We start from the raw sequence: 22,096 nt of genomic DNA on the forward strand, positions 1-22,096 counted from the left end.
AATGGGATGGATCGAAACGATTCGGTCGTTGCTGGGGCTTCAGTCCAACGGTCACCAGGAGGCCGGTGACGTCGAGGTGACGGTCGAGAAGGAACCGGACGCCTCGTCGGAACGTGCCGTAAAGGAGCCCTCCGACGGCGACATTGTCGAACGGGACGACGCTGCGGAAGGGGATGACGATGAACCTGAATCGGAAGCCGCCGAAGCAGCCGAAGCGGAACCCGCCGAGGAAGCCGCCGAAGAAGCCGAAGCGGAACCCGCCGAAGAAGCCGAAGCGGAACCCGCCGAAGCGACCGAAGCGGAACCCGCCGAGGAAGCCGCCGAAGCAGCCGAAGCGGAACCCGCCGAGGAAGCCGCCGAAGAAGCCGCCGAAGTGGCCGAAGCGGAACCCGCCGAGGGAGCCGCCGAAGTGGCCGAAGCGGAACCCGCCGAGGGAGCCGCCGAAGCGGCCGAAGCGGAACCCGCCGAAGAAGCCGCCGAAGCGGCCGAAGCGGAAGCCGCCGAAGAAGCGGAAGCCGCCGAGGAAGCCGCCGAAGAAGCGGAAGCCGCCGAAGAAGCGGAAGCCGCCGAAGCGACCGAAGCGGAACCCGCCGAAGCGACCGAAGCGGAACCCGCCGAAGAAGCCGCCAGCGAGGAGCAGCCTCCGGTATCAGCCGAACCCATCGAACTCACCGACATCAAGGGGATCGGGTCGGCCTACGCCGACCGTCTACAGGCCGCGGGCGTCGAAGACGGCGCCGACCTCGCCGCCGCCGATGCCGCGGCTCTCTCCGCCGAGACCGACATCTCCGAGAAGCGTCTCCACCGGTGGATCGACCGGGCCACGGATCGTTGAGCGACCCCGCGCGACCCGATCGTCCACGATATCGTCTTTCTTTCTGCTCACCGACCTGCGCCCGGTCACTCGATGGTGAACGCGGGTTCGTCGATGGCCTCGCTCTTGCATTCCGGACAGCGTGAGGGGTGATTGAGCGGGTCGTCGAACCCATCGAAGCCACAGTCGCGACAGGTCGGTGGTCGCACGAGGAAGTCCTCGTCGGTCCCGTCGACCGACCGGGCGACGTGTCGGAGGTGTCGAAGCGCCGACTCGCTCGAAATGGAGTAGCGCTCCGATAGGGAGGACGCCGTCTCCGCCCCCTCCCGGAGGGCCTCGGCGATCTTCTCCCGGGTGGTGCGAGCGTTCTCCATACCGAGCGAAGGTGCCACTGTCCTTTCAATCCGCCGCCTGTAGAACATGAAAAAGGACTTAGGGGCGTACGTAGACCTCCAAGACATGGATGCTGTCGTTCTCGCCGGGGGATACGCGACGCGGTTGTGGCCGATCACGAAACATCGTCCGAAGATGTTTCTCCCCGTCGGAGCGTCGACGGTCATCGACCGAATCTTCGCCGAACTCGAGGCCGAAACGCGCATCGATACCGTCTACGTCAGCACGAACGAGCGCTTCGCCGACGACTTCCGGGAGCACCTGGCGGCGTCGGACTACGAGAAACCCGTCCTGTCCGTCGAAGACACGACGGCAGAGTCGGAGAAGTTCGGCGTCATCGGTGCGCTCGCCCAGCTCGTCGACCGGGAGGGTGTCGACGACGACCTCCTGGTGGTGGCCGGCGACAATCTGATCAGCTTCGCGATCAGCGACTTCGTCGACTTCTTCGAGCGGAAGGGCGTGCCGACCATCGCCGCGTACGACGTGGGCTCACTCGATCGGGCGAAATCGTACGGCCTCGTCACGCTCGACGGTGACGAGGTCGTGGACTTCCAAGAGAAGCCCGACGACCCGGAGAGTACGCTCGTCTCCATCGCGACCTATGGCTTCCCCGCGGAAACGCTGTCGCTACTCGAGACCTACCTCGCCGAAGATCAGAACCCGGACGAACCCGGCTGGTTCATCGAGTGGCTCCAGTCGCGTGGCTCGGTCTGCGCGTACACCTTCGACGGCGCGTGGTTCGATATCGGAACGCCGGAGAGCTATCTGGACGCGGTACGGTGGGCGCTCGACGGGGACAACGTCGTCGCCGACAGTGCGACCCTGGAGAACGTGGATATCGGGGAGAACGTCCACATCATGGACGGTGTCGAGATAACGGATTCGAACGTGGATGGGAGCGTCATCTTCCCGAATGCAGTCCTCCGGAACTGTTCGGTTCGCGATTCCATCATCGACGAACAGACCCACCTGGCGGACATCGACTTCTCGGGCGCGCTCGTCGGTGCCCACACGACCATCTCGAACGGCGACTGACGCTCTCGCTTTCGACCATCGAATGGCTCACTCGTCTCCGAGCCAGGCGTCCGTGATCTCGAGATGGCCGCGGGTCCCCTCCCAGACGGTTTCGGCCTCGAACTCGATCGGTCGGTCCATGTGCGGGGCGTCGGTCACGAGCGTCTCGAACTCGCCGCCCTCCCCCAGGATGTGCACCCCGTAGCGGTCGTTGAGTTCGCGGAGCTCCGCCAGTGCGGCCGCGTCGAGCTGGCGTCCGACCCACGATTCGTCGAGTCCGCCGGCCGCGACCTGGACGATGTAGATCTCGAATCCGGCCTCGAGTATGGATTCGCCCAGGGCCATGGGATCCTCACGCCAGAGCGGGGCGTAGAGGTCGGCATCGAGGCGCTCGCACATGGCTTCGATCCGGGAGGTCTGAAACTCGGACTCGACCGCACCGGCCACGACGCCCTTGATTCCACCGATCTCGGGTGCCAACTCCCCGAGGGCTGTCTCGAGGGTCTCCGTCTCCGCGTCGCCTCGTTCCCCGGAGTCGTGACCCTCCAGGGCTGGTTGGCTCACGTCCACGAGTGGAATCCCGATACTCTCGGCGGCCAGTCCGGCCAGTCCAGTGGCCGGAACGTGGTACATGTACGAATCCGTCTCGGGATGGACCGTGAGGAGACGACCTACATCCAGTCCGGTCTGGAGGGCTCGATACAGTGCCCACGAGGAATCTTTGCCGCCGGAGAACAGACTCACCCAGCGCCCACTCGTCATTGGCTGGACTTCGCGAGCGCTCCATAAAGGGTGCTCGGAACTACTCCGTTCAGGCCACGTCGCCCGATTCCTCGAACTCGCCGGCGAGGTACGACGACACGCGGATGCCCGCGAGACTGACGAAGAGGCCCAGCACCACGAAGACCGCAAGGTGTTCCTCGGGGGTGAGTGTGAATCCCCGAATCGTCGCCGCGCCCATCTGGATCGGGGGGACAGACAGCCCACTCACGTAGCCGGCCCGTTCGATGAAGTATCCCGAGAACCCTCGCACGACGAGGCCGACGGCGAGGACCCCGAACGGCAGGTTCAGGTACGAGGTCCGCACCTGCTCGTTCTGGATGACCTCGTCGAGGAGCCGACCGGTACTGGCCGCCAGCGCACCGAGCGCGAGCCACGGGACGCTGTAGTAGGTGAACCCCATGACTGTCACTAACTGGACGTTCCCGAGCCCGAGGTCCGATATCCCGAGGACGCCGGCGAACACGCCGACGAGCGCCAGGCCGACGGCCACCACGTAGGTGACGATGGAGACTCGACCGGAGTACATCGCCTCCCGGGCCTGGGTCGAGAGGTCCGCCAGGTGGGCGTCCACCGACAGCCCCTTGTAGAGCAAGAAGACGCCGATGACGGCGGCGATGGATCCGACCGCGATGGCCAGACTGCTCAGCATGAGGATCGCCGGGAAGACCAGCAGGACGATGCCGATGGGGACCAGAACGGTGGTCCGGAGTTCCTCGTCAGCCAGGAACTGCTTGAGGAGGTAGTACGTGGACTCCAGGTCGCGTGCCTGGCGAACGACCACCCGATCGACCGAATCGACCTGGAGACGACTCTCGATGATAGGTAACAGCCGTTCGTCCTCCGTGCTGTCGATGACGACGATGGACGTTTCGGGGTCGTAGCGGTCGATGAGTTCTTCGATCTCCCTGGCGATGGCCTGGTCGGCACCGACCATGCTGTCAGTCCCGCCAGAGACCACGGCGACGACGGCGTCCTCGTTCTCGTCTCGAAGACTCCGCGTCACGTTCAGGCCCTCGAGCAGACAGTTGACCGTCGAGTCCTCCGGATCCGCGATACCCAGATCCACGACGAGCGACTGGATGGCCTCCCAGCCGGCGATGGGCGTCGCCAACCCCGTCTTCCGGGGCACGTCACCGGACCTGTCCACGATTACCACGAGCGTACGCATTCCCTACTGCAAGGCTCATTCCGACGGGATAAAAACCCTCGCTGTCCGTCACCAGCGGTCACGGTCACTCACCCTTGCCGACCGCCCTCAGCGGAACTCGAAGTCCGTCGCGCCATCACCATCGTCGACCAGGACGCTTGAGAGACCGGCCCCGAGTGCGAACGCGACCCGTTCGGCACCCATTCCGATTCTGTCGGCGAAACCGATCTGGGGTTCGAACTCGCGGATCGTCACGGCCTCGTCTAGCTCCGCTTCGATCCACTCCTCGACGGTGTCCGCCGCGCCGATGTCGTCGACCAGACCGCGTTCGAGCGCGTCTTCGCCGAGGAAGACGCGGGCTTGCGTGTCCATAACGTCGTCCTCGTCGAGATCTCGGCCCGAGACCACGCGGTCGACGAACGTCTGGTAGTAGTCGTCGACGATCCCCTGGAGATACTCTCGCTCGTCGTCGTCCATGTCTCGGAGTGCGACGCCCGCGTCCTTGTAGTCGCCAGCGACGAGTCGTTCGTACGTCAGTCCCAGTCGCTCGAGCAATCCCTCGCCGGTGACGCGAGACGCGATGACGCCGATACTTCCGACGATACTCCCCTCCCGTGCGACGATGTGGTCACAGCCACTCGCGATCCAGTAGCCGCCACTGGCACAGGTGTCGGTCGCGTAGGCGACGGTGGGCCCGTCGAAATCCTCGACCGCTCTTCGGATGTCGTCACTCGGTACCACCTCACCACCGGGCGTGTCGAGGTGGACGACGAGTGCCCGGACGGCGTCGTCGGCGTCCGCCGCTTCGATCTGCTCGACGATGTCGTCGGCCGTCACCATCACCGGCGGTGTGGAGAGCGAACGCCCGGGACGGCGCGCGATCGGCCCCTCGACGGAGACCTGGCCCACGTTGTACGGGGCGAAGCGGTGCTCGCTGTATCGGCGCGCCATCCTGATTCCGAGGATCGCAACGCCGATGGTGAGGAGCACGCCGAGTAACCGCGCGAGACTGCCGCCGGGGAGATCGACGAAGACCAGATAGCCGAGGGCCGCCGCCACGACCGCGGCGACGACGGCGATCAGGACACGCGCCAGTCTAGACGCTGTGCTGGACATATCCTGTCTCTCTCCACCAATCGGGATAAAGGTTGACCGGTCCCAGTCCGGTCGCCAGGCCCGCCGAACGCTATCGCTACGGGCCCAGAGAATACCCGAAAAGTGCTATGGTTTCAGAGGTGGCCGCTCTTCTGGAGTTTGCGGAGGTCCTCGGTGTCGAGGGTCTCGCCCTCTTTGAACCGCTCGTAGATTTCTTCGGCTTCCTCGCGAGCTTCCTCGCGCTTCTCTGCGCGCTGGTCCTTGCGCTGCTCCTCTTCTTTCTTGTCCAGTTCGCGCAGGCGCTTCTGGACGTTGACGAAGGCCTCGTGGTGGGCGTCGGCTGCCTCCTGGGCCTCGACGAACGCCTCGTGCATCTCGTCGGCGTCGTCGCGGATGTCGTCGGCCTCGCGGTAGGCCTCGATCATCTGATTGTGGTGTTTCTGGGCCCGGTCGGCCAGTTCGGTGACCTTGTCGTGATGTTTCGACGCCTCGGCGCGGACCTCTTCGGCCTCGTCGACGTAGGTCTCGAGGTCGTTGTTGTCGTCGAGTTTCTCCTTTTTATCCTGATACTCGTCGCGTTTCGCCTCGATCTTCTCGATGAGTTCGCGTTCCGCGTCGGCGGAGAGGACCTCGGTCTGCTGTTTGAATTCGAGTTCCTCGATCTCCTCTTTGAGCTGCTCTAGGTTCTTGCCCTCGTCGAGCTCCAGGTCGGATTTGAGTTTCTCGACCTTCTCGAAGAGCTCGTTCGCCTTCGCGTTGAGCTCGTTGCGCACCGACTTGTGTTCCTGGACACGCTCGTTGAGCGTGTCGCGTTTCTCGCGATGACCCTGGGCTTCGTCGACCTTCTCGCGGGTCTTCGCGTTCAGGTCGTCCCGTTTGGATGCTCGCTTGCTCGCGAGCTGGTTGAGCTCGTTCCGGCGGTCGCGGAACTGGCCAGCATTTTTGATGAGCTGCCCTTTGGATTTGTCTTGAAGCTGTTCTTCGGTGATAAGTTCGTCTGCGCTCGATACGCTGATTTCGATTTCCTCAGCCATTGTTCGTACCTCGATGCCATCCAGCTCGGGCGACGACGCACGCACTGCTCGCTCGTCGGTTGCAGTGCCTGCGTCGGTGGAGAGAATATCCGGTCATTCTCGCGCTGTGCTTTCCGAACGCCCGAAGCGTTCTGGTGATACACCCTACATGACCGCGTGATTTAAACGTTTTGTTCGAACGAATCGTGAAAACCGTTAGCAGGCACCGTCATTCGGCGGTATGTGGACATTTCACGCGTGCCAAGAACTGGTACCGACGGGTGGCACTTTCACTTTCACCACGCTCTAGGCTCGCTTTGACCATGCCTCGCGACGTGGGTTTTCTCATGCTCGCCGATATCGTCTGTGCCTGTGAACGCTGTGATGCTCCGCTCGGTGACGAGCACCTGCGGCTCACCATGGAGTCGGCAGGAGGCGTTCGTCACGCCTACGAGTGCGACTGTGGCGCAGTCACTATCACCGTCGCGGACGGGTCCGGGCGGGCGTGAGCGTCCAGTCGCGATAGCGATTCTCAAGTGGCTCCATCGTCGAGCGGGAGTATGACTCGTACCGAGCGCGTGCAGGCCACCGGGCACGAACACGTGTCCGCGGCACACGAGAGCACCTTCGAGTTTACCACCGACGATTACCTTACGCCGGCGGGCGATTGTATCCTCGGCATCGAGGCCGACCGCTCGCCCGCGGATTTCTCCGAGGGGTTCGTCGCGGCATGCCAGGATCCGGATGCCACCATCACGGCGACCATCGAGGCGGCCGGGTACGAGGTCACCATCACGGGTCGAGGCGACCCGGAGTTGACCTTCGAGAACGAGCGTAGCATGGTCGGCCGAACCAGCACGTACGTCGACGACCGAACGATCATGGTCGACGCCGACGCTGCAGCGGCCGACATCGACCGGGAACTCGTCGACGCACTGGCCGGCGGGGCGAGTGTGACGATGGCGCTGACCGTCGACTGAGACGCGGCGCGGACAGCACGGAGCGTCAGATTTGAACCGGACGGCTCCCGACAGCTATCCATGAGCGACGACCCCGAGCCGACGCGGAACATCTCCGGCGGCAGCGAGGGCGGCGGAGCGATAGTCGACGTCGAACCGGGGGTGGCCGACACCCGTGCCGAGGCGGTCGTCGACCGACTGGGCGAACGCTACTGGCAGAAGTCCTACGGGGGTCAACACGCCTTCGTCTCCCTCGTCAGAACGATCCTCTCGCAGAACACCAGCGATGCGGCGAGCCAACCCGCACACGACCGATTGATGGATCGATTCGACGGGGACGACGGGGACCTCGCGACTGCACTGGCCTCGGCAGCGACAGACGACCTGGTCGACGCCATCCGATCGGCCGGCCTCTACAACCAGAAGGCGGCCGTCATCCAGCGCGTCGCCTCGCACGTGCTGTCGGAGTACGGAAGTGCCGACACCTTCGACCGCTACGTCCGCGAGGAGGACGCCCACGAGGTTCGAGACACCCTCCTCCGTCTGAAAGGCGTCGGGCCGAAAACCGCCGACTGCGTGCTGCTGTTCGCCGGTGGTCGTGGGGGTGTCTTCCCCGTCGATACACACGTCCACCGTATCTATCGACGACTTGGTATCGCTCCACCCGATGGCGATCACGAGGCGGTCCGGGCGGTCCTCGAAGCCGACGTCCCTCCGGAGAAGTGTGGCTTCGGTCACACCGCGAGCATCCAGTTCGGCCGGGAGTACTGCACTGCCCGAACCCCCGCGTGTCTCGACGGCCCGGATGCGTGTCCGGTGTCAGAACTGTGCGACCGGGTCGGCGTCGACACGCAGACGGGCACCGTGATCGATCCTGCAGAGACGATCGGTGACGAGTAGAGCACGGGGCGGTGCAGATTTACCAGTATCCTCTCATGGTGTTATTGCAATGAGTGGCGGTGTCGTGACTACCATTATCAACACAGTGATATATGTGTCGAATGAAATATGGTGCTGGCCGAGAGACATTCGAGCATGGTCGTTGGAACCATCGTTTCGTTCGTCGTCGCACTGCTCGTCGGTGGTCTGGCGATTTACATCGCCGCGAACGTCGTCGCGGGCGTGGACGACTATAAGTACGCTATCGTTACGGCGTTCATCGGGGCGGTGGCGTGGGCCATCGGCTCGCTGATACCACTCATCGGAACGCTCGTGGCTCTCGTCGCCTGGATATGGGTCATCAAGTGGCGCTATCCCGGTGGCTGGAAGGACGCGGCGATCATCGGTCTCGTCGCCTGGGTCTCCGCGCTCGTCATCATCTTCATCCTGGATACGGTCCTGGGACTGGGTATCAGCGCGTTCGGTGTGCCGGGTGTCTGAGGCCGGCTACGAAGGGATTCGTAGTCAGATCAGGCGGAACGTCTCGAGGTTCTTCGGTGCGAACGTTCGGATGTTGTACTCGTGGTAGAGTGCCGAGGAGAGTTCCTGTGTGGACCGTTCGTCACCGTGCACACAGAGGACCTTCTCCGGCCGGGGGTTCATCGTCTTCACGAAGTCCATGAGGCCCTGTCTGTCTGCGTGGCCCGAGAAGCCGTCTACCGTCTCGACGTCGACTTTGAGCGTGAGGCGGTCGGCCCGGCCACCGTCGTTCGAGATGGGAATCTCGTCCCAGCCGTTCTGGATGCGTCGTCCCATGGTCCCCTGTGCCTGGTAGCCGACGAAGACCATCGTGCTCTTCGGGTCGGGGCCGATGTGCTCGAGCCACGACATGATGGGGCCGCCGGTGACCATGCCGGACGTCGAGAGGATGATGGACTGGTCGTCTTCGGCGATGTCCATGCGCTCGTCCTCGCCGCCGTCGACCTGGTTGAACGCGTCTGCGAGGAACGGATTGGCGTCCTCGTGGAAGATGCGCTCGCGGAGATCGTCGCGAAGATACTCTGGATAGGTCGTGTGGATGGCCGTCGCTTCGAGGATCATCCCGTCCAGATGGACGGGCATCTCCGGGATCTTGCCCTCGCGCATCGCCTCCTCGAGGACGAGCATGATCTCCTGTGACCGACCGACGGCGAACGCCGGGATGAGGATCTTCCCGCCCTTCTCGTAGGTCTCGTTGATGACGTCGATGAGTTGTTGTTCCGCGTCCTCCTGGTCGGTCTGGTAGTCGTTGCGCCCGCCGTACGTCGACTCGAGGACGAGGGTCTCCACCCGCGGGAAGTCGTTTACGGCGCCGTTGAACAGCCTGGTGTCGTCGTAGTGGATGTCGCCGGAGAACGCCACGTTGTAGAGGCCGTCACCGATGTGGAAGTGCGACACCGCCGAGCCCAGGATGTGGCCCGCGTTGTGGAAGGTCAGTTTCACGTCCGGGGCGATGTCGGTGACGTCGCCGTACTCGAGGGGGATGGTGTGCTTGATCGCCTCTCGAACCATCTCGCTTCCGTATGGGGGTGTCCGCCCTTCCTTCGAGGCGACGTCGAGATAGTCCAGGGTCAACAGGCCCATCAGATCACGGGTGGGTTCGGTCGTGTAGATTGGCCCATCGTACCCGTACTTGTACAGGAGGGGGACGAGCGCCGAGTGGTCGAGGTGCGCGTGGGTGAGGACCACGGCGTCGATGGTCGACGCACCCGCGCCCAGCGCCTCCGGTACCTGGAGATAGGGGACGTCGTCAGAGCCGGGTTTGTCTCCGGAGTCGACCAGGATGCGGGTCTCGGGCGTCGAGATGATGAACGCCGCACGGCCGACCTCGCGACAACAGCCGAGCGTCGTGATGCGGACCCATTCGTCGTCGGACATCTCCTCGCGGTGGATCTGTCGACCCACGCGTTCGAGGATGTCCCGTCGCTCGTCGCGTTCCTGTTTCAGGAAGTTGCGGACGTTGCTGACGGTCGCCGACTCGAGCGGTGGTGTGCGCAACACCTCGGGGGTCCACCCGGATTTCTGGGTGATGTCGCGCAGCGTCGATCCGTGCCGGCCGATGACCATCCCCGGTTTCGAGGCCTCGATGACGACCTCGCCGGTGTCCTCGTGGAAGTCGAGATTCGTGACCCCGGCGTCGTCCGGGATCACCGCCATGATCTGCTCTCTGGCCGTCTCCGGTCTGGTGAGGACGTCCGGGTCGGGTCGAACGGTGATGCGTTTGCGCAGTTTGCTCGCCAGCCGCCGGATGAGGTCGCCGTTGCGGGCGAACTTCTTGGGGTCGCGCGTGTAGACGACGAGTTCGGGTCCCTCGTATTTCACCTCCGTTACGGAGATGTCGGGGGGTACTTCGTGCTCTATCGTCGCTTGGATCTCTTCGAGTTGCCGGTCTACAGCACTCATAGTCGAGAGGTTAGGGGTTCAGGATCGGTGGTCGTGTCACGAGGTCCGACGCCGCTGCTCGTCCGGAACGGTCCGGACGGCAGACGACGAGTATCGCCCTCGTTCACAACACGCAGTATTCCAATAGTCATCGCTCGTAGCGGTGCGCCCTTCGCTGGGCTCCGCGGGAATGTTACGGGAAAACCCGCTTGGTTTGACGTATATCCGTGACGTTATAAAAGCCTTCGCAAAGTTGGTAGCCCTGCCCCTCCCAGTACGGGTATGCAGGTGACCCGAGCGGTCGTGGAGCGTGAGTACGAGTGGACGAGAGCACGGGCAGCGACGGTCGTCCCGGTGGCGAACGAGGTACGCCGACGGCTCGGTGACGTGTTCGACGTCGACGTCGGAGATGTGACAGTGAACCAATACGAGGCCGCTATCGACGAGGCGTACGCCGACGGCGATCGGGCCGTGAATCTAGCGACGATGACCGCGCTGCTCCGGGATCTCGACGTCGAAGAGGATTACCCCGGGTTCGTCGTCGACGAGATACTGGGTCGCGAGATCGCCGCGATGATCGCCGGCGAGCAACCACTGCGGATGCTCGCGGAGGCGACCTTCCACTTCGCCGACGTTCACACCCACGTCGACGGGCCGGCGGGTCTCGACGACCTCGACGCCGCACTCGCGGCGGGCGTTCAGACTCGCTTGCCCGGCTGGGACTGGACCGAGACCGACCCCTTCTCGGTCCGATAGATTGCCGTAAAACCGGTCGACAGCTAGAGGACGTTACTCCTCGAGGTCGGCGTCGATCTCGATCTCTTCGTCTTCTATCTCGGGCATCTCGTCGTCCGCTTCGAGGGTCCGTTTGACTTCCTTCCGACGCAGCTGTTCTTCTTTGACCATGCCCTTGCGCTCGCGACCACGCTTCGTGTCGCCCATACTGTGAAAGTCGTTCGCATGACCCATAAGTCTTCACGCCGGTCTCTCGAACCGGCACCGAGGGGAAAGTATATGAGCGATGTCCCCCGGGGTCAACCCGTGCAGGAGGCAACCATCACGTACCCCGTTCGCGACGGTTCGGTGTTGCTGATCGAGAAGAAACGAGGCATCGGTGCTGGGCTGTACAATGGTCCGGGTGGCAAGGTAGAACCCGGCGAATCTCCAGTCGAGGCCGCCCGCCGCGAGGTACGAGAGGAGATCCGGGCGACGGTGCCGAGGCTCTCAAAGCGGGGCGAACTCGAGTTCGTCTTCGGCGACGACCATTACATGACCGTCCACGTCTATCGCGCACCCGAGGTCGACGGCGTTCCCGAGGAGACGCCCGAAGCGATACCGCGGTGGGTCGATATCGACGCGATCCCGTACGACCAGATGTGGGAGGACGACCGGTACTGGCTCCCGCTGCTCCTCGCAGACCGAACGTTCCAGGGGTGGTTCCGCTTCGACGCTGCGGCGGAGGTCCTGCAGGGCCGGTACGTGGACCCCGACGTCGAGCTTTGAGGCGGGTGTGCTTCAGGGGATTTAAGCCACTCTCCGCTCAGTTGTGGGGTAATGAGTGGCGAACAGGAACTCGGTATCACCGAGTCGAAGGAGCACAACCCCGGCGACTGGTACGCCGAGGTGGTCCAGAAGGCCGAACTCGCGGACTACGCGCCGATGGGAGGGTTCATCGTCACCCGTCCCCGTGGCTATGCCATCTGGGAGACCATCCAGGACAACCTCGATACGTGGTTCAAGGAGACGGGGGCGCAGAACGCGTACTTCCCGATGTTCATCCCCGAGAGCTATCTCGAACGGGAGAAAGACATCGTGGAGGGATTCGACCCCGAGGTGGCCTGGGTCACGCAGGGTGGCTACGACGAACTCGAGGAACGGCTCGCGGTCCGTCCCACGAGCGAGAGCATCATCGCTCCATTCATGGCCAAATGGGTGCGGAGCCATCGCGACCTCCCGATCCGCTTGAACCAGTGGAACTCCGTGGTTCGCTGGGAGGCCACCGAGACGAAGCCGTTCTTCCGAACCAAAGAGTTCCTCTGGCAAGAAGGCCACACCGCCCACGCAACCTGGGAAGACGCCTGGGACGAGACGACGATGCGTCTCGATCAGTATCAGCGTCTCTACGAGGACGTCCTGGCGATTCCGGTCCTCCGCGGTCGAAAGCCGGAACACGACAAGTTCCCTGGTGCGGACACGACGACGACAGTCGAAGCCCTGATGCCCGACGGTAAATCGGTACAGGGTGGCACCAGCCACCACCTCGGACGGAGCTTCGCCGACGCCTTCGACATCACCTACGCCGACGAGGACGAGGAAGAACGGGTCGCACACACGACCTCCTGGGGCCTGTCGTGGCGAGCTATCGGTGCGCTCATCATGACCCACTCCGACGATCAAGGTCTCGTGCTCCCGCCGACGGTCGCACAGACCCAAGTCGTCATCGTCCCCATCTGGCAAGAGGACACCCAGGAGAAGGTGCTCCAGTACGCGAGCGAGATCGCAGCGGAACTGCAGGAGGGCGGCGTCCGAGTGAAACTGGACGACCGCGACGAGCGCAACCCCGGTTTCAAGTTCAACGAGTGGGAACTGAAAGGGGTCCCCCTTCGCCTCGAGATCGGGCCGAACGAGGTCGACGACGAGGCGGTGACTGTCGTCCACCGACCGGACGGGGAGACGGTGCCAGACGACCGGTCTGGTATCGTCGAGAGCGTCAAGGACCATCTCGACGAGGTCTACGCGAAGCTCTACGCCACCGCCGAGGAAACCCTCGAGTCGAACGTCCGCGAGGCCACGACCCGCAACGAGATACTCGGCACCATCGGCCAGCACGGGGGGTACGTCACGGCACCGTGGTGTGGGGACGAGGCCTGCGAGACCGAGATCAAAGAGGAGATCCACGCCGAGATAGTGATGGTGCCTTTCGACGAAGACGAACCGCCGATAGGGGAGGAGTGTGCGGTCTGCGGTGACGTTGCTGAGACGACGGCCTATTTCGCCAAATCGTACTGACGGTCGGTCGGCTCGCTCACACCGGGGACGTTTTCGAAGCCTGAGAACAGTCGACCAGCTTAAACCCTCCATGCTCGAAGATAGTACCGAGACCAGTGGTGCCCGGCCGCCTGGTGAGTAATCGATTATGGCCCAACAAATCCTCGAAAAACCGAAGAACGGACACCTTAGCGAGCGCGAAGTCCAGGTCGTCTTCGAGATCACGCCCAAAGCAGCCTGTTTCATGGACGACCTCGAGGGCGAGATCTCGAACGTTGAACTGTACTTCCCCGAGGGCGAATGCCACTCGGACGTGACGGTCTGTCGGGACGAGGGTGAGAAACGCAGTGTCGAGGTCTTCAACCACAAGGGAGATGTCTGTGACAACTGCCCGGGGACGGTCTTCAACGAGTTCGATCTCGTCCCCCGCTTCCAGGACCGGAGTCGGAAGGGGTTCATCGTTCAGGTTCATCTGCCGTCCAACGATCAGCTCTCCGAGCTCGTCGCAGACCTCCGCGAGGTCTCCGAGTTCGTCCGTATTCTCCGCATCGTGGACGTTCGCCAGAGCCAACTCGACGACGTCATCGGTGAAGTAGATTTCACGCAGTTGACCGACAAACAACGAGACGCGCTCAAAGGGGCCGTCGACGCCGGGTATTACGGCCTCTCACACGATGCCTCTCTCGAGAACCTGGCCGAGGAGTTCGGCATCTCGACGTCCGCCCTCTCACAGCGACTCGCCCGTGCCGAGCAGAACGTGATGGCACAACTCTTCCGCGACGACGAGTAGTTCGCCGGATTGTTCGGGGTCGCCCACTCGTTCGGGTCGATTCGCTGGTCGCAGACGGCGCCACCACGTCTATCGAATGGAGCACCGACGGTTTTGCCTGCAACCGCTCCGATGGGGGAAAGATGGTAATTAGTAGCAAGCTTGGTAATTAGTAGCAAGCTTGGTGATTAGCTCCATATTTTTCGGGGTCAAACGTGAACAACGACACGACATAATATCTACCCCCATATAAAACCTGAACAGGTCCCGAGTTATGGTCATCCTCTTTGTCCAAGTGGGGTTCAGTGTATGGAGAAGAACCTCAACCGCCGACGGTTTATCAAGATGACCGGCGTCGCTGGCATGGCCGCGATCGCCGGCTGTTCGGGTTCCGACGATGGTGAACCGACCGAAGCACCCACGGAGGAACCGACTGCAGAGCCGACCGAGGAACCGACCGAAGAGCCGACCGAGGAACCGGAGAAGCCGGATCCGACGGACACCGAGAATGCGTTGATCGAGCCCGCCACACTCAAGGAGTGGCAGGACGCGGGCATCGTCAACACCGACGACACTGCAGACGACCGTGTCGTCATTCTCCGCATCGATACGGACGGGTACGACAGCGGTCACGTCCCCGGTGCCGTAAAATGGTCGACCTCCGAGGGCGAGGGACCGGCGGTTCTGACCGAGACGCGTCTCGAGGGACTGGCGGAGACGCCGACGATGGTCGCGAGCGGCTCGATCATCGACGAGGTCATCCAGAGCGCCGGCGTCGGTCAGAACACGACGATCGTTCTGTCGGGCAAGGCACCGATGCGGATGGCTCGGGCGTACTGGACTCTTCGGTACTGGGGTTTCCCGCGTGAGCGTGTGAAAGTCCTGCAGGGCGGAACGACGGTCTACGGCGAGGAGTACGACCTCGCGTTCGAGGCGCCCGACCACCCGACCAGCAACTACACGGTCAAGGCGTTCGGCGAGCCCAACTACGATCTGCGCTACGGGCTCAACCAGATGATTCAGGAAGTGGACGCCAAGAACGCGGGCGAATCGGAGGCCTCCTTCCTCGACCTGCGCGGGGACGCGACGCCGAAACCCGCCGGGGCCGTCGCCGATCCGCCGGCGACGTACCTGCAAGGCGACAGCTTCAGCGGGGACTTCCCGTGGCAGGACGCGGACACCATCTCCGAGCACGTCTGGGGACTCGAGGGCGTCGAAGAGGGACAGAAGATCATCACCTTCTGTGGCAGCGGCTACCGCGCCGCGATGGGCTTTTTCGCCCTGGACGGCATTCTCGGATACGACAACGTCACGCTGTGGGACGGCTCCGTCTCGCGGCAGTGGGTCCACTACGATGGCAACAACGACCCGGTGCCCAACGACGCCTGGCGCGTCGACCAGCAGGACCGTACGGTGGGCGACACCGGCGAGAGTTCGCTGACGATCGATCCGGATCTCAACGAGGAGTTGACCGACCTGGCGACCATCGACGCGAACCAGGTCAAGAAGGCCGACATCCAGTACATGGGCGGCGACACGAGCGGCGGTGGCTTCGGCTGCGGCTCGTAGAGACCCTGAACGCCTCGTCCCAAATTTTCCATATTTTTCATTACCGTTAGCACCGCATATCGGGTCGCTGTCGTGCGATTAGTTCCGGCTGAACGGTTCGCAGTCACGCACCCTCTTATAAAGCCTTAACCGGTCCCGAGTGTGGTCTATCTCCGTTGGTCTCCTGGATTTACCCGTAGAACAGTCATGACGCTAATCGTAGATCAGACGCCGGACGGTACGGTCGGACGGCACGGTTTCGAAGCGGGACAGTGGACGGTACGACCCACTGCGCCTTCGGGGTGTAAACGATGAGTACGGGCGGACGCGACGGGACCTCCCTCACCCGTCGGACGCTCCTGAAAGCCGGTGGAGCCGCCGCCGGTGCCGCGGCATTGGGCGGCTGTCTGTCCTCCGGGGACGGTCCAGCGGACGAACCGTCCGGTGGCGAGGCGACGACTGCCTTCGGTAACTGCTGGATGTGTTCGCACAACTGCGGACAGAAGGCGTACGTTCGGGACGGTTCCGTGGTCAACCTGACCGGCGTCGATGGGCACCCGCGTGGGAGTGCAGGCCCAGACACCGAGGGAACGCTTTGCCCGAAGGGCCTCGCACAACTGGATAAGACCCACGATCCCAAGCGCATCAAGGAACCGCACGTTCGCAAGAACGGGGAACTGCAGAAGGTGAGCTGGGACGAGGCGTTCCAGTACACCGCCCAGCGACTCGTCGAGTTCAAAGAGCAAAACGGCGCCGAGACGCTCCTCGACGCGACGAGCTGGGCCGAGACGCCGATCTTCTCGACCGTTTGGCGCGAGCTCTACGGGACTCCGGAGCGGATCAGCCGTGGGATCCACGTCTGTGCCGGACCGACGTTCGTCACGGGCGGCATGATGGGTGTCGGATCGAACAACCGCGTTCCCGACTATCAGAACTCCAAGTACATCATCGCCTGGGGCCGCAACCAGCTCAACTCCTTCGCCGGCCAGTTCGAGGCGAAGGGAACGCTGGAAGCCATCGAGAAGAACGGCGCGAAACTGGTGACGATCGACCCCCAGCACACGATCACCGCCGAGAAGTCGGACAAGTGGCTCCCGATCAAGCCCAGAACGGATGGTGCACTGGCCCTGGCGATGGCCAACGTGATCATCGAGGAGGAGCTCTACGACCAGGAGTTCGTCGAGAACTACACCTACGGCTTCGACGCCTACCGCGAAGCGGCCGCGGACATGCCACCCGAAGAGGCGGCCGAGATTACGGGCATTCCCGCCGACGAGATCCGCGAGGTCGCTCGCGGGTTCGCGGAGGCCGCACCGCAGGCCGGCATCTCCGTCTGGACCGGCACCTCGCAGATGGGCAACGGCTGGAAGGCAACCCAGAACATCACCGCGCTCAACGGGCTGGTCGGCAATATCGACCGACCCGGCGGACTCCGTCTCTGGGAGTACGCCAGCACTGCCTCGTTCGGCGAGGTTTGTGAGATGGATTACACGAATCGGGCCGAGTTCAAGGAGCCGGCCATTACCAAGTACGACGAGTACTCGGACTACCCGGTCCGGCATATCACCGATATCGCTCACAACCTCGTGCCCGAGATGGTCGACAACGGCCACATCAACGGCATCGTCGTTCACCACGACGACCCCCTGAAGGACGGGAACGCCGACGCGTGGATCGAGGCAATCGAGAAGATGGACCTGGTTCTCTCCATCGATGCCTACTGGAACGGCGTCTCGCGCAACGCGGACATCGTCCTCCCGGAGGCGACCCAGCTCGAAAAGGACACTCTCGGGACCGGCAACTGGTCGGCGTACCCCAACCACAAGTGGATCACCGGCTCGAAGGCCGCCGTCGACCCGCAGTGGAACACCAAACCGGACTTCGACATCCTGGTCGGCATCGCCAATGCGATGGCCGAGGAGACCGGCGAGGAGGACTGGACGGTCTTCCAGCAGTGGGACGATCACGAGGACTTCATCGACGATCAGCTATCGGTCCTCGATCTCACGCTCGAGGATATCGACAGCGGCGAAGTCAACTACGAACTGGTCGAATCCTACGATTACGAGAAGTGGAAGGATAACGACAACTTCACCTTCCGGTTCGATCTGGATCAGGTCGGGAGCTTCGCCCAGGCGGCCGAGGAGGCCGGGATGACCACCGCGCCAGAGTGGATCCCGCCGGGCGAGTACGGCGACGAGATCGGCGGCGACTATCCGCTCGAGTTCTACGACGTTCGCTCCGTGTTCTTCTCGCACGGCAGCAACCAGCCCCACGACCGGCTCCGCGATCAGTTCGCGAAGCGCAACCGTCTCGATGACGAGGACTACCGCGGTAACTACCTCCACTTGAACCCCGCCGACGCGGAACCCCGTGGTATCGAGTCCGGGGACATGGTTCGCGTCGAATCGCGAACCGGGAGTGGCGAACTCATGGCGGTCGTCTCCGAACGCGCACGCCCCGGATTCGTCACCGCCGAATACGGGTTCGGCGAGACGTCGGCGACGCCCGACGGAGAAGGGATGAACACGATGACGCTACACGACAAACAGATGGATCCGATTACGGGACAGGTGGACAGGCACATCGCCGTCGAGGTCGAGTCGGCGGGGGGTGAGTGATCATGGCGGCCGAAGGCGATCACTGGGTCTTCTACTTCGACCCGAACCGGTGTATCGGGTGTCACGCCTGTACGGTCTCGTGTAAGCAGTACCACGACCGCGAATCCGGTGCCGACGACTGGCGGACGGTCACGCACCACGAGAAGGGTACCTTCCCGGACGTCAGCGAAGTGCCGATCTCGATGTCGTGTATGCACTGTCACGACGCGCCCTGCGAGAAGGTCTGTCCGACCAACGCCATCGAGAAACGTGAGTCCGACGGCATCGTGACCATCGACCGCGAGAAATGTATCGGCTGCAAGTACTGCGGCTGGGCCTGTCCGTTTGGCGCGCCAACCTACGGCGACGAGGGGCTCATGTCGAAGTGCAACATGTGTATCGGTCAGGGTCCCGGGTCGGGTGCGGACGCCGATCCTGCCCCGAAACACGAGCAGGACGGAATCGGCGCCGTGCAGCCGAACTGCGTCTCCGACTGCGTCGGCGACGCGATCAAGGCCGGCCCACAGAGCGAGGTTATCCAGGAGGCCTCCCAGGCGGCGGCGAACCGATTCAAGTCTAACAACGGCCGCGTGATCGTCGAGCCCTTCGAGGACAGTACCGCCGCCGTCGACGGCACCAATGACGTCATCACGCCGTTCAACGCAGGGGACTGAGCCATGAGTGCGATACCAGGCGGCACGGAGTGGCTGTGGTTGGAGTCGCCTCACTGGGCGGAGTTCATCGCGATGTACCTGTTCCTGGGCGGGGTGAGCGGCGGCGCCTACGTCACCTCGGCGTGGGCGAGTTTCATGAAGAGCCTGATGGTGAGTGGCTCCCGACTCGGTGACATCTTGCTGGGGGACCCGGGTGACCCCCACCACCACTTCGCGTGTGCGGAGACCTCGCGGTGGGGATCGCTGATCGGCGTGCTGGGCATCGCGGTGGGTGGCGTCGCGTTGCTCTCCCACCTGGGCGCGCCGCTACGTGCGCTGACCTTCCCGGTGTTGTTCACGAACTTCGGTTCGTGGCTGGTGATCGGGACGTGGGTGATCGTGCTGTTCGCGATCTGGGCGGTCTTCGAGACGCTGTGGCTGCACTTCGGGTCCGATCTCGCTCACCCGACGGGTCTGAGCCTGTTCCCACGGAAGATCCTGCAGTGGATCGACGGGGTAATGCCGTGGCGTACGGAGCGGGGCATCACGTGGCTGTTAGACAGGATCGCGGACGTGACCCGACCGCCAGGAAAGCTGTGGGGCGCGTTGCGAATCGTCGGCGGCGTGCTGTCGCTGACGTTGATCGGATACACGGCGATGCTGTTGAGCGACGTCACGGTCGTGCAGTTCTGGACGCGGCCGTACCTGCCGGTGATCTTCCTGTTGAGCGGCGTCTCGACGGGGATCTCGGCGGCGCTGCTGGGAACGGTCCTGAGCGGCGGGGCGCTCTCGCGTGTGAACCACCGGTTCTGTCTGACCGACGACGCGATCATCGTCGCGGAGCTGGTGGCGATCGGGCTGCTGTTGTCGTTCCTGGCGAACACGCCGAACATGGGTTCGCAGGCGAGTCTGACGGCGCTGTTCGACAGCTACCAGCTGCTGTTCGTGGGCGGGGTGTTGGTGTTCGGAACGGTCGTGCCGGTGATCCTGTCGCTGACGGTGACGGTGTTACATCAGTTCACGAGCTTCGAGGAGCGGCCGTGGGGCGAGGAGCTGCTGACGGGCGGGTACGCGGCGAAGTACGCGCTGGTGCTGGTCGGCGGGTTCCTGTTGCGCTACGTGGTGTTGATGGCAGCCGTCAAGAGCCCCCTGGTCGTACCTGGACTGTAAGCTATGGACGACCAGACGCAAGCAGCGTGGTCCGAGGCCGTGATCGTGCTCTCGAACTGTCTGCGCCATCCCGACGAATCCGTCCGCGAGGCCGTCTCCTCACCGGCCGGCCTCTCGGCGGCGGTCGAGTCGATCGAACGGGCTGGCGTCGAGCCGCCAGCGGCACCCGCGATCGAGGACCGTGATCTCACCGAGGAGTACGAGGGGCTCTTCGGGGCGTTCCGAACGCCCTTCGCGCCACCGGCCGCGTCGCCGTACAAGGAGTGGTACGAGGGGCGAGAAGGACTCATGGAGGGGCCGCCAGCGACCGCCATGGAACGACGGTACGCCGCGATCGGCGCCGACGTTCCCGAGGCCTACCCGGCGGATCACGTGGCCCTCGAGCTTGAGTACGCGAGCATCCTGCTCGATGCGGGCGAAATCGAGGAACTCCGTCGGTTCGTCGAGTCCGAGCTGGACTGGATCGATGCTTTCGCGAGACTCGTGGAGGATGCCGCTGCCGAGGCACCGTTCCACCGGTGGAGCGTGAAGACACTGGTCGAAGCGATGGCGGCCTTACGCTCCGAACTCGACGTCGACGGACCGTCGGAGGAACGTATCGATCGGATGGTCGACCGGGCACGAACGAACGTGGTGTGATCACGAATGGGTGCCGACCGGGACCGTGAACTCGAACGATGGGGACATCGCGTCGAGTACCGGGTCCGCGCACCCGAACGCTGCCCGATTCGACAACTGGACGTCGAGGTGACCGGCATCTCCGTCTTCTGGAACGACGGGACGATAAACTGCGATTACGTGACCCGGAACGCCGACGGCGAGATCACCGTCCATCACGCGAGCCAGTCGGACACGACCGACTGTCCCTGTGCGGTGGTCTTCGAGAACGACGCGATTCCACGGGTTCGACCGGCCCGGTCCGGGACCGACGGCGATCTGTGTTTGACGACGTACGTCCAGAGCCCAGAGCGTGCAGAACAGATCACTGCGGCGCTTCGCGAGGTCTCGTCGTCCTTCGAGGTGATCGATTACCGGGAGATCGGGGCCGGTGAGGAGTGGAGTGCCCAGCTCGATCTGGCAGGGCTTACGGACAAACAGCGTGAGGCGATCAGAATGGCGATGCTCGAGGGCTACTACGAGATGCCGAGCGAGACGACGGTCGAAGAGCTGGCGGCCATGACCGGCATCTCGAGTTCCGCGTTTGCGACCCGCCTCCGCAAGGCCGAACGTGAGATCTTCTCCCAGCTACTCGAGTACGTCTGAGTGGTGTTCGTCTCTCGTCGATACGCTCTCCTCGCGGACGGTCGATCCGACGACGAGTGCGGCGCCGATGATCAGCAGATTCTTGACGATGTACTGACCCTCGACGGTGAGCGCGTACGGGACCGTCTGAAAGACGACCTCGGGGAGCAGGACGACCGGAAGGAAGGTGCCGGGTAACTGCAGGAACAACAGGAGGATAGCTACTCGAATCAGGGGACGGTACAGGAAAAAGAGGCCAATCAAGACCTCCCAGACGCCCAGGATCGGTACGAACAGTTCTGGGGGCAGAAAGACGACCGTCTCCGCGACGAGGCTCGCCGCCGGGCTCTGGTCGATGACCTTCAACGCCCCGAACCAGACGAACACGACACCGAGAGCGAATCGTAGCGTCGGCACTCCGAGACGCCCCATCGCGGTCGCAATCCGCCGATCGAGACGGTCGAATCGGACGCCGAGGGCTGCGATTCCATCGCCACCTTCCACCTGTTCCGTTGTTCCGTCGTCGGTGTCCATTCGGAAAGAAACGGGAGACGCCACAAAGAAGGCGTCGGCAGCGGCGGATTTCCGGATGTTCGCTTGTTCGGCTC

At 63.4% G+C, this 22,096-nt stretch carries 24 protein-coding genes; 16 read left to right on the forward strand and 8 right to left on the reverse strand.

Translation table 11 applies throughout. The features are described from left to right. The first annotated feature begins 1 nt into the window (after position 1). A complete protein-coding gene (locus HSRCO_RS05120) occupies positions 2-835 on the forward strand; it encodes a helix-hairpin-helix domain-containing protein (protein WP_259519356.1) in 834 nt (277 codons plus the stop codon). 65 nt (positions 836-900) lie between these two features. Here the strand turns inward: HSRCO_RS05120 and HSRCO_RS05125 are convergent, their stop codons facing one another. Beyond that, complete coding sequence (locus tag HSRCO_RS05125) at positions 901-1,188, reverse strand: transcriptional regulator (RefSeq protein ID WP_259519357.1); 288 nt, start codon at positions 1,186-1,188, stop codon at positions 901-903. An 85-nt stretch (positions 1,189-1,273) separates the two neighbouring features. On the opposite strand from HSRCO_RS05125, the gene HSRCO_RS05130 reads away from it, so the two are divergent. After that, complete coding sequence (locus tag HSRCO_RS05130) at positions 1,274-2,242, forward strand: NDP-sugar synthase (protein WP_259519358.1); 969 nt, start codon at positions 1,274-1,276, stop codon at positions 2,240-2,242. 27 nt (positions 2,243-2,269) lie between these two features. Here the strand turns inward: HSRCO_RS05130 and HSRCO_RS05135 are convergent, their stop codons facing one another. The 4 genes from HSRCO_RS05135 to HSRCO_RS05150 all read right to left on the reverse strand — a co-directional run bounded on the left by HSRCO_RS05135 (position 2,270) and on the right by HSRCO_RS05150 (position 6,280). After that, positions 2,270-2,983, reverse strand: coding sequence for a diphthine--ammonia ligase (locus tag HSRCO_RS05135; RefSeq protein WP_259519359.1), 714 nt, complete (start codon positions 2,981-2,983; stop codon positions 2,270-2,272). 49 nt (positions 2,984-3,032) lie between these two features. After that, positions 3,033-4,172: a DUF373 family protein gene (locus HSRCO_RS05140; RefSeq protein WP_259519360.1), complete on the reverse strand. Its 1,140-nt coding sequence runs from the start codon at positions 4,170-4,172 to the stop codon at positions 3,033-3,035. A gap of 87 nt (positions 4,173-4,259) precedes the next feature. Next, complete coding sequence (gene sppA, locus HSRCO_RS05145) at positions 4,260-5,267, reverse strand: signal peptide peptidase SppA (protein WP_259519361.1); 1,008 nt, start codon at positions 5,265-5,267, stop codon at positions 4,260-4,262. Positions 5,268-5,380: 113 nt separating this feature from the next. After that, a complete protein-coding gene (locus HSRCO_RS05150) occupies positions 5,381-6,280 on the reverse strand; it encodes a coiled-coil protein (RefSeq protein WP_259519362.1) in 900 nt (299 codons plus the stop codon). A gap of 302 nt (positions 6,281-6,582) precedes the next feature. Here HSRCO_RS05150 and HSRCO_RS05155 point away from each other — a divergent pair, with 302 nt between their 5' ends. From HSRCO_RS05155 to HSRCO_RS05170, 4 genes are all read left to right on the forward strand, one after another. Beyond that, positions 6,583-6,768, forward strand: a complete 186-nt coding sequence (locus HSRCO_RS05155; RefSeq protein WP_259519363.1) for a hypothetical protein — start codon at positions 6,583-6,585, stop codon at positions 6,766-6,768. A gap of 51 nt (positions 6,769-6,819) precedes the next feature. Further along, positions 6,820-7,239, forward strand: a complete 420-nt coding sequence (locus tag HSRCO_RS05160) for a DUF371 domain-containing protein (protein ID WP_259519364.1) — start codon at positions 6,820-6,822, stop codon at positions 7,237-7,239. 60 nt (positions 7,240-7,299) lie between these two features. Then, the gene (gene nth / locus HSRCO_RS05165) at positions 7,300-8,118 is read left to right on the forward strand and encodes an endonuclease III (protein WP_259519365.1); all 819 of its coding nucleotides are present in this window, start codon (positions 7,300-7,302) and stop codon (positions 8,116-8,118) included. A gap of 135 nt (positions 8,119-8,253) precedes the next feature. Next, positions 8,254-8,598, forward strand: a complete 345-nt coding sequence (locus HSRCO_RS05170; protein ID WP_259519366.1) for a hypothetical protein — start codon at positions 8,254-8,256, stop codon at positions 8,596-8,598. 24 nt (positions 8,599-8,622) lie between these two features. Here the strand turns inward: HSRCO_RS05170 and HSRCO_RS05175 are convergent, their stop codons facing one another. Continuing rightward, on the reverse strand, positions 8,623-10,539 hold the full coding sequence (locus HSRCO_RS05175; protein ID WP_259519367.1) for a beta-CASP ribonuclease aCPSF1: 1,917 nt from the start codon (positions 10,537-10,539) through the stop codon (positions 8,623-8,625). 261 nt (positions 10,540-10,800) lie between these two features. Here HSRCO_RS05175 and HSRCO_RS05180 point away from each other — a divergent pair, with 261 nt between their 5' ends. Continuing rightward, positions 10,801-11,274, forward strand: a complete 474-nt coding sequence (locus tag HSRCO_RS05180; protein WP_259519368.1) for a hypothetical protein — start codon at positions 10,801-10,803, stop codon at positions 11,272-11,274. A gap of 33 nt (positions 11,275-11,307) precedes the next feature. Here the strand turns inward: HSRCO_RS05180 and HSRCO_RS05185 are convergent, their stop codons facing one another. Further along, positions 11,308-11,460, reverse strand: a complete 153-nt coding sequence (locus tag HSRCO_RS05185) for a hypothetical protein (protein ID WP_259519369.1) — start codon at positions 11,458-11,460, stop codon at positions 11,308-11,310. Between the two features lie 99 nt (positions 11,461-11,559). On the opposite strand from HSRCO_RS05185, the gene HSRCO_RS05190 reads away from it, so the two are divergent. From HSRCO_RS05190 to HSRCO_RS05230, 9 genes are all read left to right on the forward strand, one after another. Next, complete coding sequence (locus HSRCO_RS05190; protein ID WP_259519370.1) at positions 11,560-12,021, forward strand: 8-oxo-dGTP diphosphatase; 462 nt, start codon at positions 11,560-11,562, stop codon at positions 12,019-12,021. Between the two features lie 51 nt (positions 12,022-12,072). Continuing rightward, on the forward strand, positions 12,073-13,527 hold the full coding sequence (proS, locus tag HSRCO_RS05195; RefSeq protein WP_259519371.1) for a proline--tRNA ligase: 1,455 nt from the start codon (positions 12,073-12,075) through the stop codon (positions 13,525-13,527). A 127-nt stretch (positions 13,528-13,654) separates the two neighbouring features. Beyond that, complete coding sequence (locus HSRCO_RS05200) at positions 13,655-14,296, forward strand: helix-turn-helix domain-containing protein (RefSeq protein WP_259519372.1); 642 nt, start codon at positions 13,655-13,657, stop codon at positions 14,294-14,296. A gap of 288 nt (positions 14,297-14,584) precedes the next feature. Next, complete coding sequence (gene extH / locus HSRCO_RS05205; protein WP_259519373.1) at positions 14,585-15,844, forward strand: selenite/tellurite reduction operon rhodanese-like protein ExtH; 1,260 nt, start codon at positions 14,585-14,587, stop codon at positions 15,842-15,844. A gap of 290 nt (positions 15,845-16,134) precedes the next feature. Then, positions 16,135-18,444 carry a molybdopterin-dependent oxidoreductase gene (locus HSRCO_RS05210; protein WP_259519374.1) on the forward strand — a complete coding sequence of 770 codons (2,310 nt, stop codon included), beginning with the start codon at positions 16,135-16,137 and terminating at the stop codon, positions 18,442-18,444. Between the two features lie 2 nt (positions 18,445-18,446). Then, a complete protein-coding gene (locus HSRCO_RS05215) occupies positions 18,447-19,097 on the forward strand; it encodes a 4Fe-4S dicluster domain-containing protein (RefSeq protein ID WP_259519375.1) in 651 nt (216 codons plus the stop codon). A gap of 3 nt (positions 19,098-19,100) precedes the next feature. Further along, a complete protein-coding gene (nrfD, locus tag HSRCO_RS05220; protein WP_259519376.1) occupies positions 19,101-20,246 on the forward strand; it encodes an NrfD/PsrC family molybdoenzyme membrane anchor subunit in 1,146 nt (381 codons plus the stop codon). Positions 20,247-20,249: 3 nt separating this feature from the next. Then, positions 20,250-20,885 (forward strand): molecular chaperone, encoded by a 636-nt coding sequence (locus tag HSRCO_RS05225; RefSeq protein WP_259519377.1) that lies wholly within the window; start codon positions 20,250-20,252, stop codon positions 20,883-20,885. 6 nt (positions 20,886-20,891) lie between these two features. Next, positions 20,892-21,509: a helix-turn-helix domain-containing protein gene (locus HSRCO_RS05230; RefSeq protein WP_259519378.1), complete on the forward strand. Its 618-nt coding sequence runs from the start codon at positions 20,892-20,894 to the stop codon at positions 21,507-21,509. On the opposite strand, the gene HSRCO_RS05235 is transcribed toward HSRCO_RS05230, so the two are convergent. Then, the gene (locus HSRCO_RS05235; protein WP_259519379.1) at positions 21,492-22,022 is read right to left on the reverse strand and encodes a hypothetical protein; all 531 of its coding nucleotides are present in this window, start codon (positions 22,020-22,022) and stop codon (positions 21,492-21,494) included. The genes HSRCO_RS05230 and HSRCO_RS05235 overlap by 18 nt on opposite strands. Positions 22,023-22,096: the final 74 nt, after the last annotated feature.

Origin of the sequence: Halanaeroarchaeum sp. HSR-CO (assembly GCF_024972755.1) — an archaeon.
GTDB lineage: Archaea > Halobacteriota > Halobacteria > Halobacteriales > Halobacteriaceae > Halanaeroarchaeum.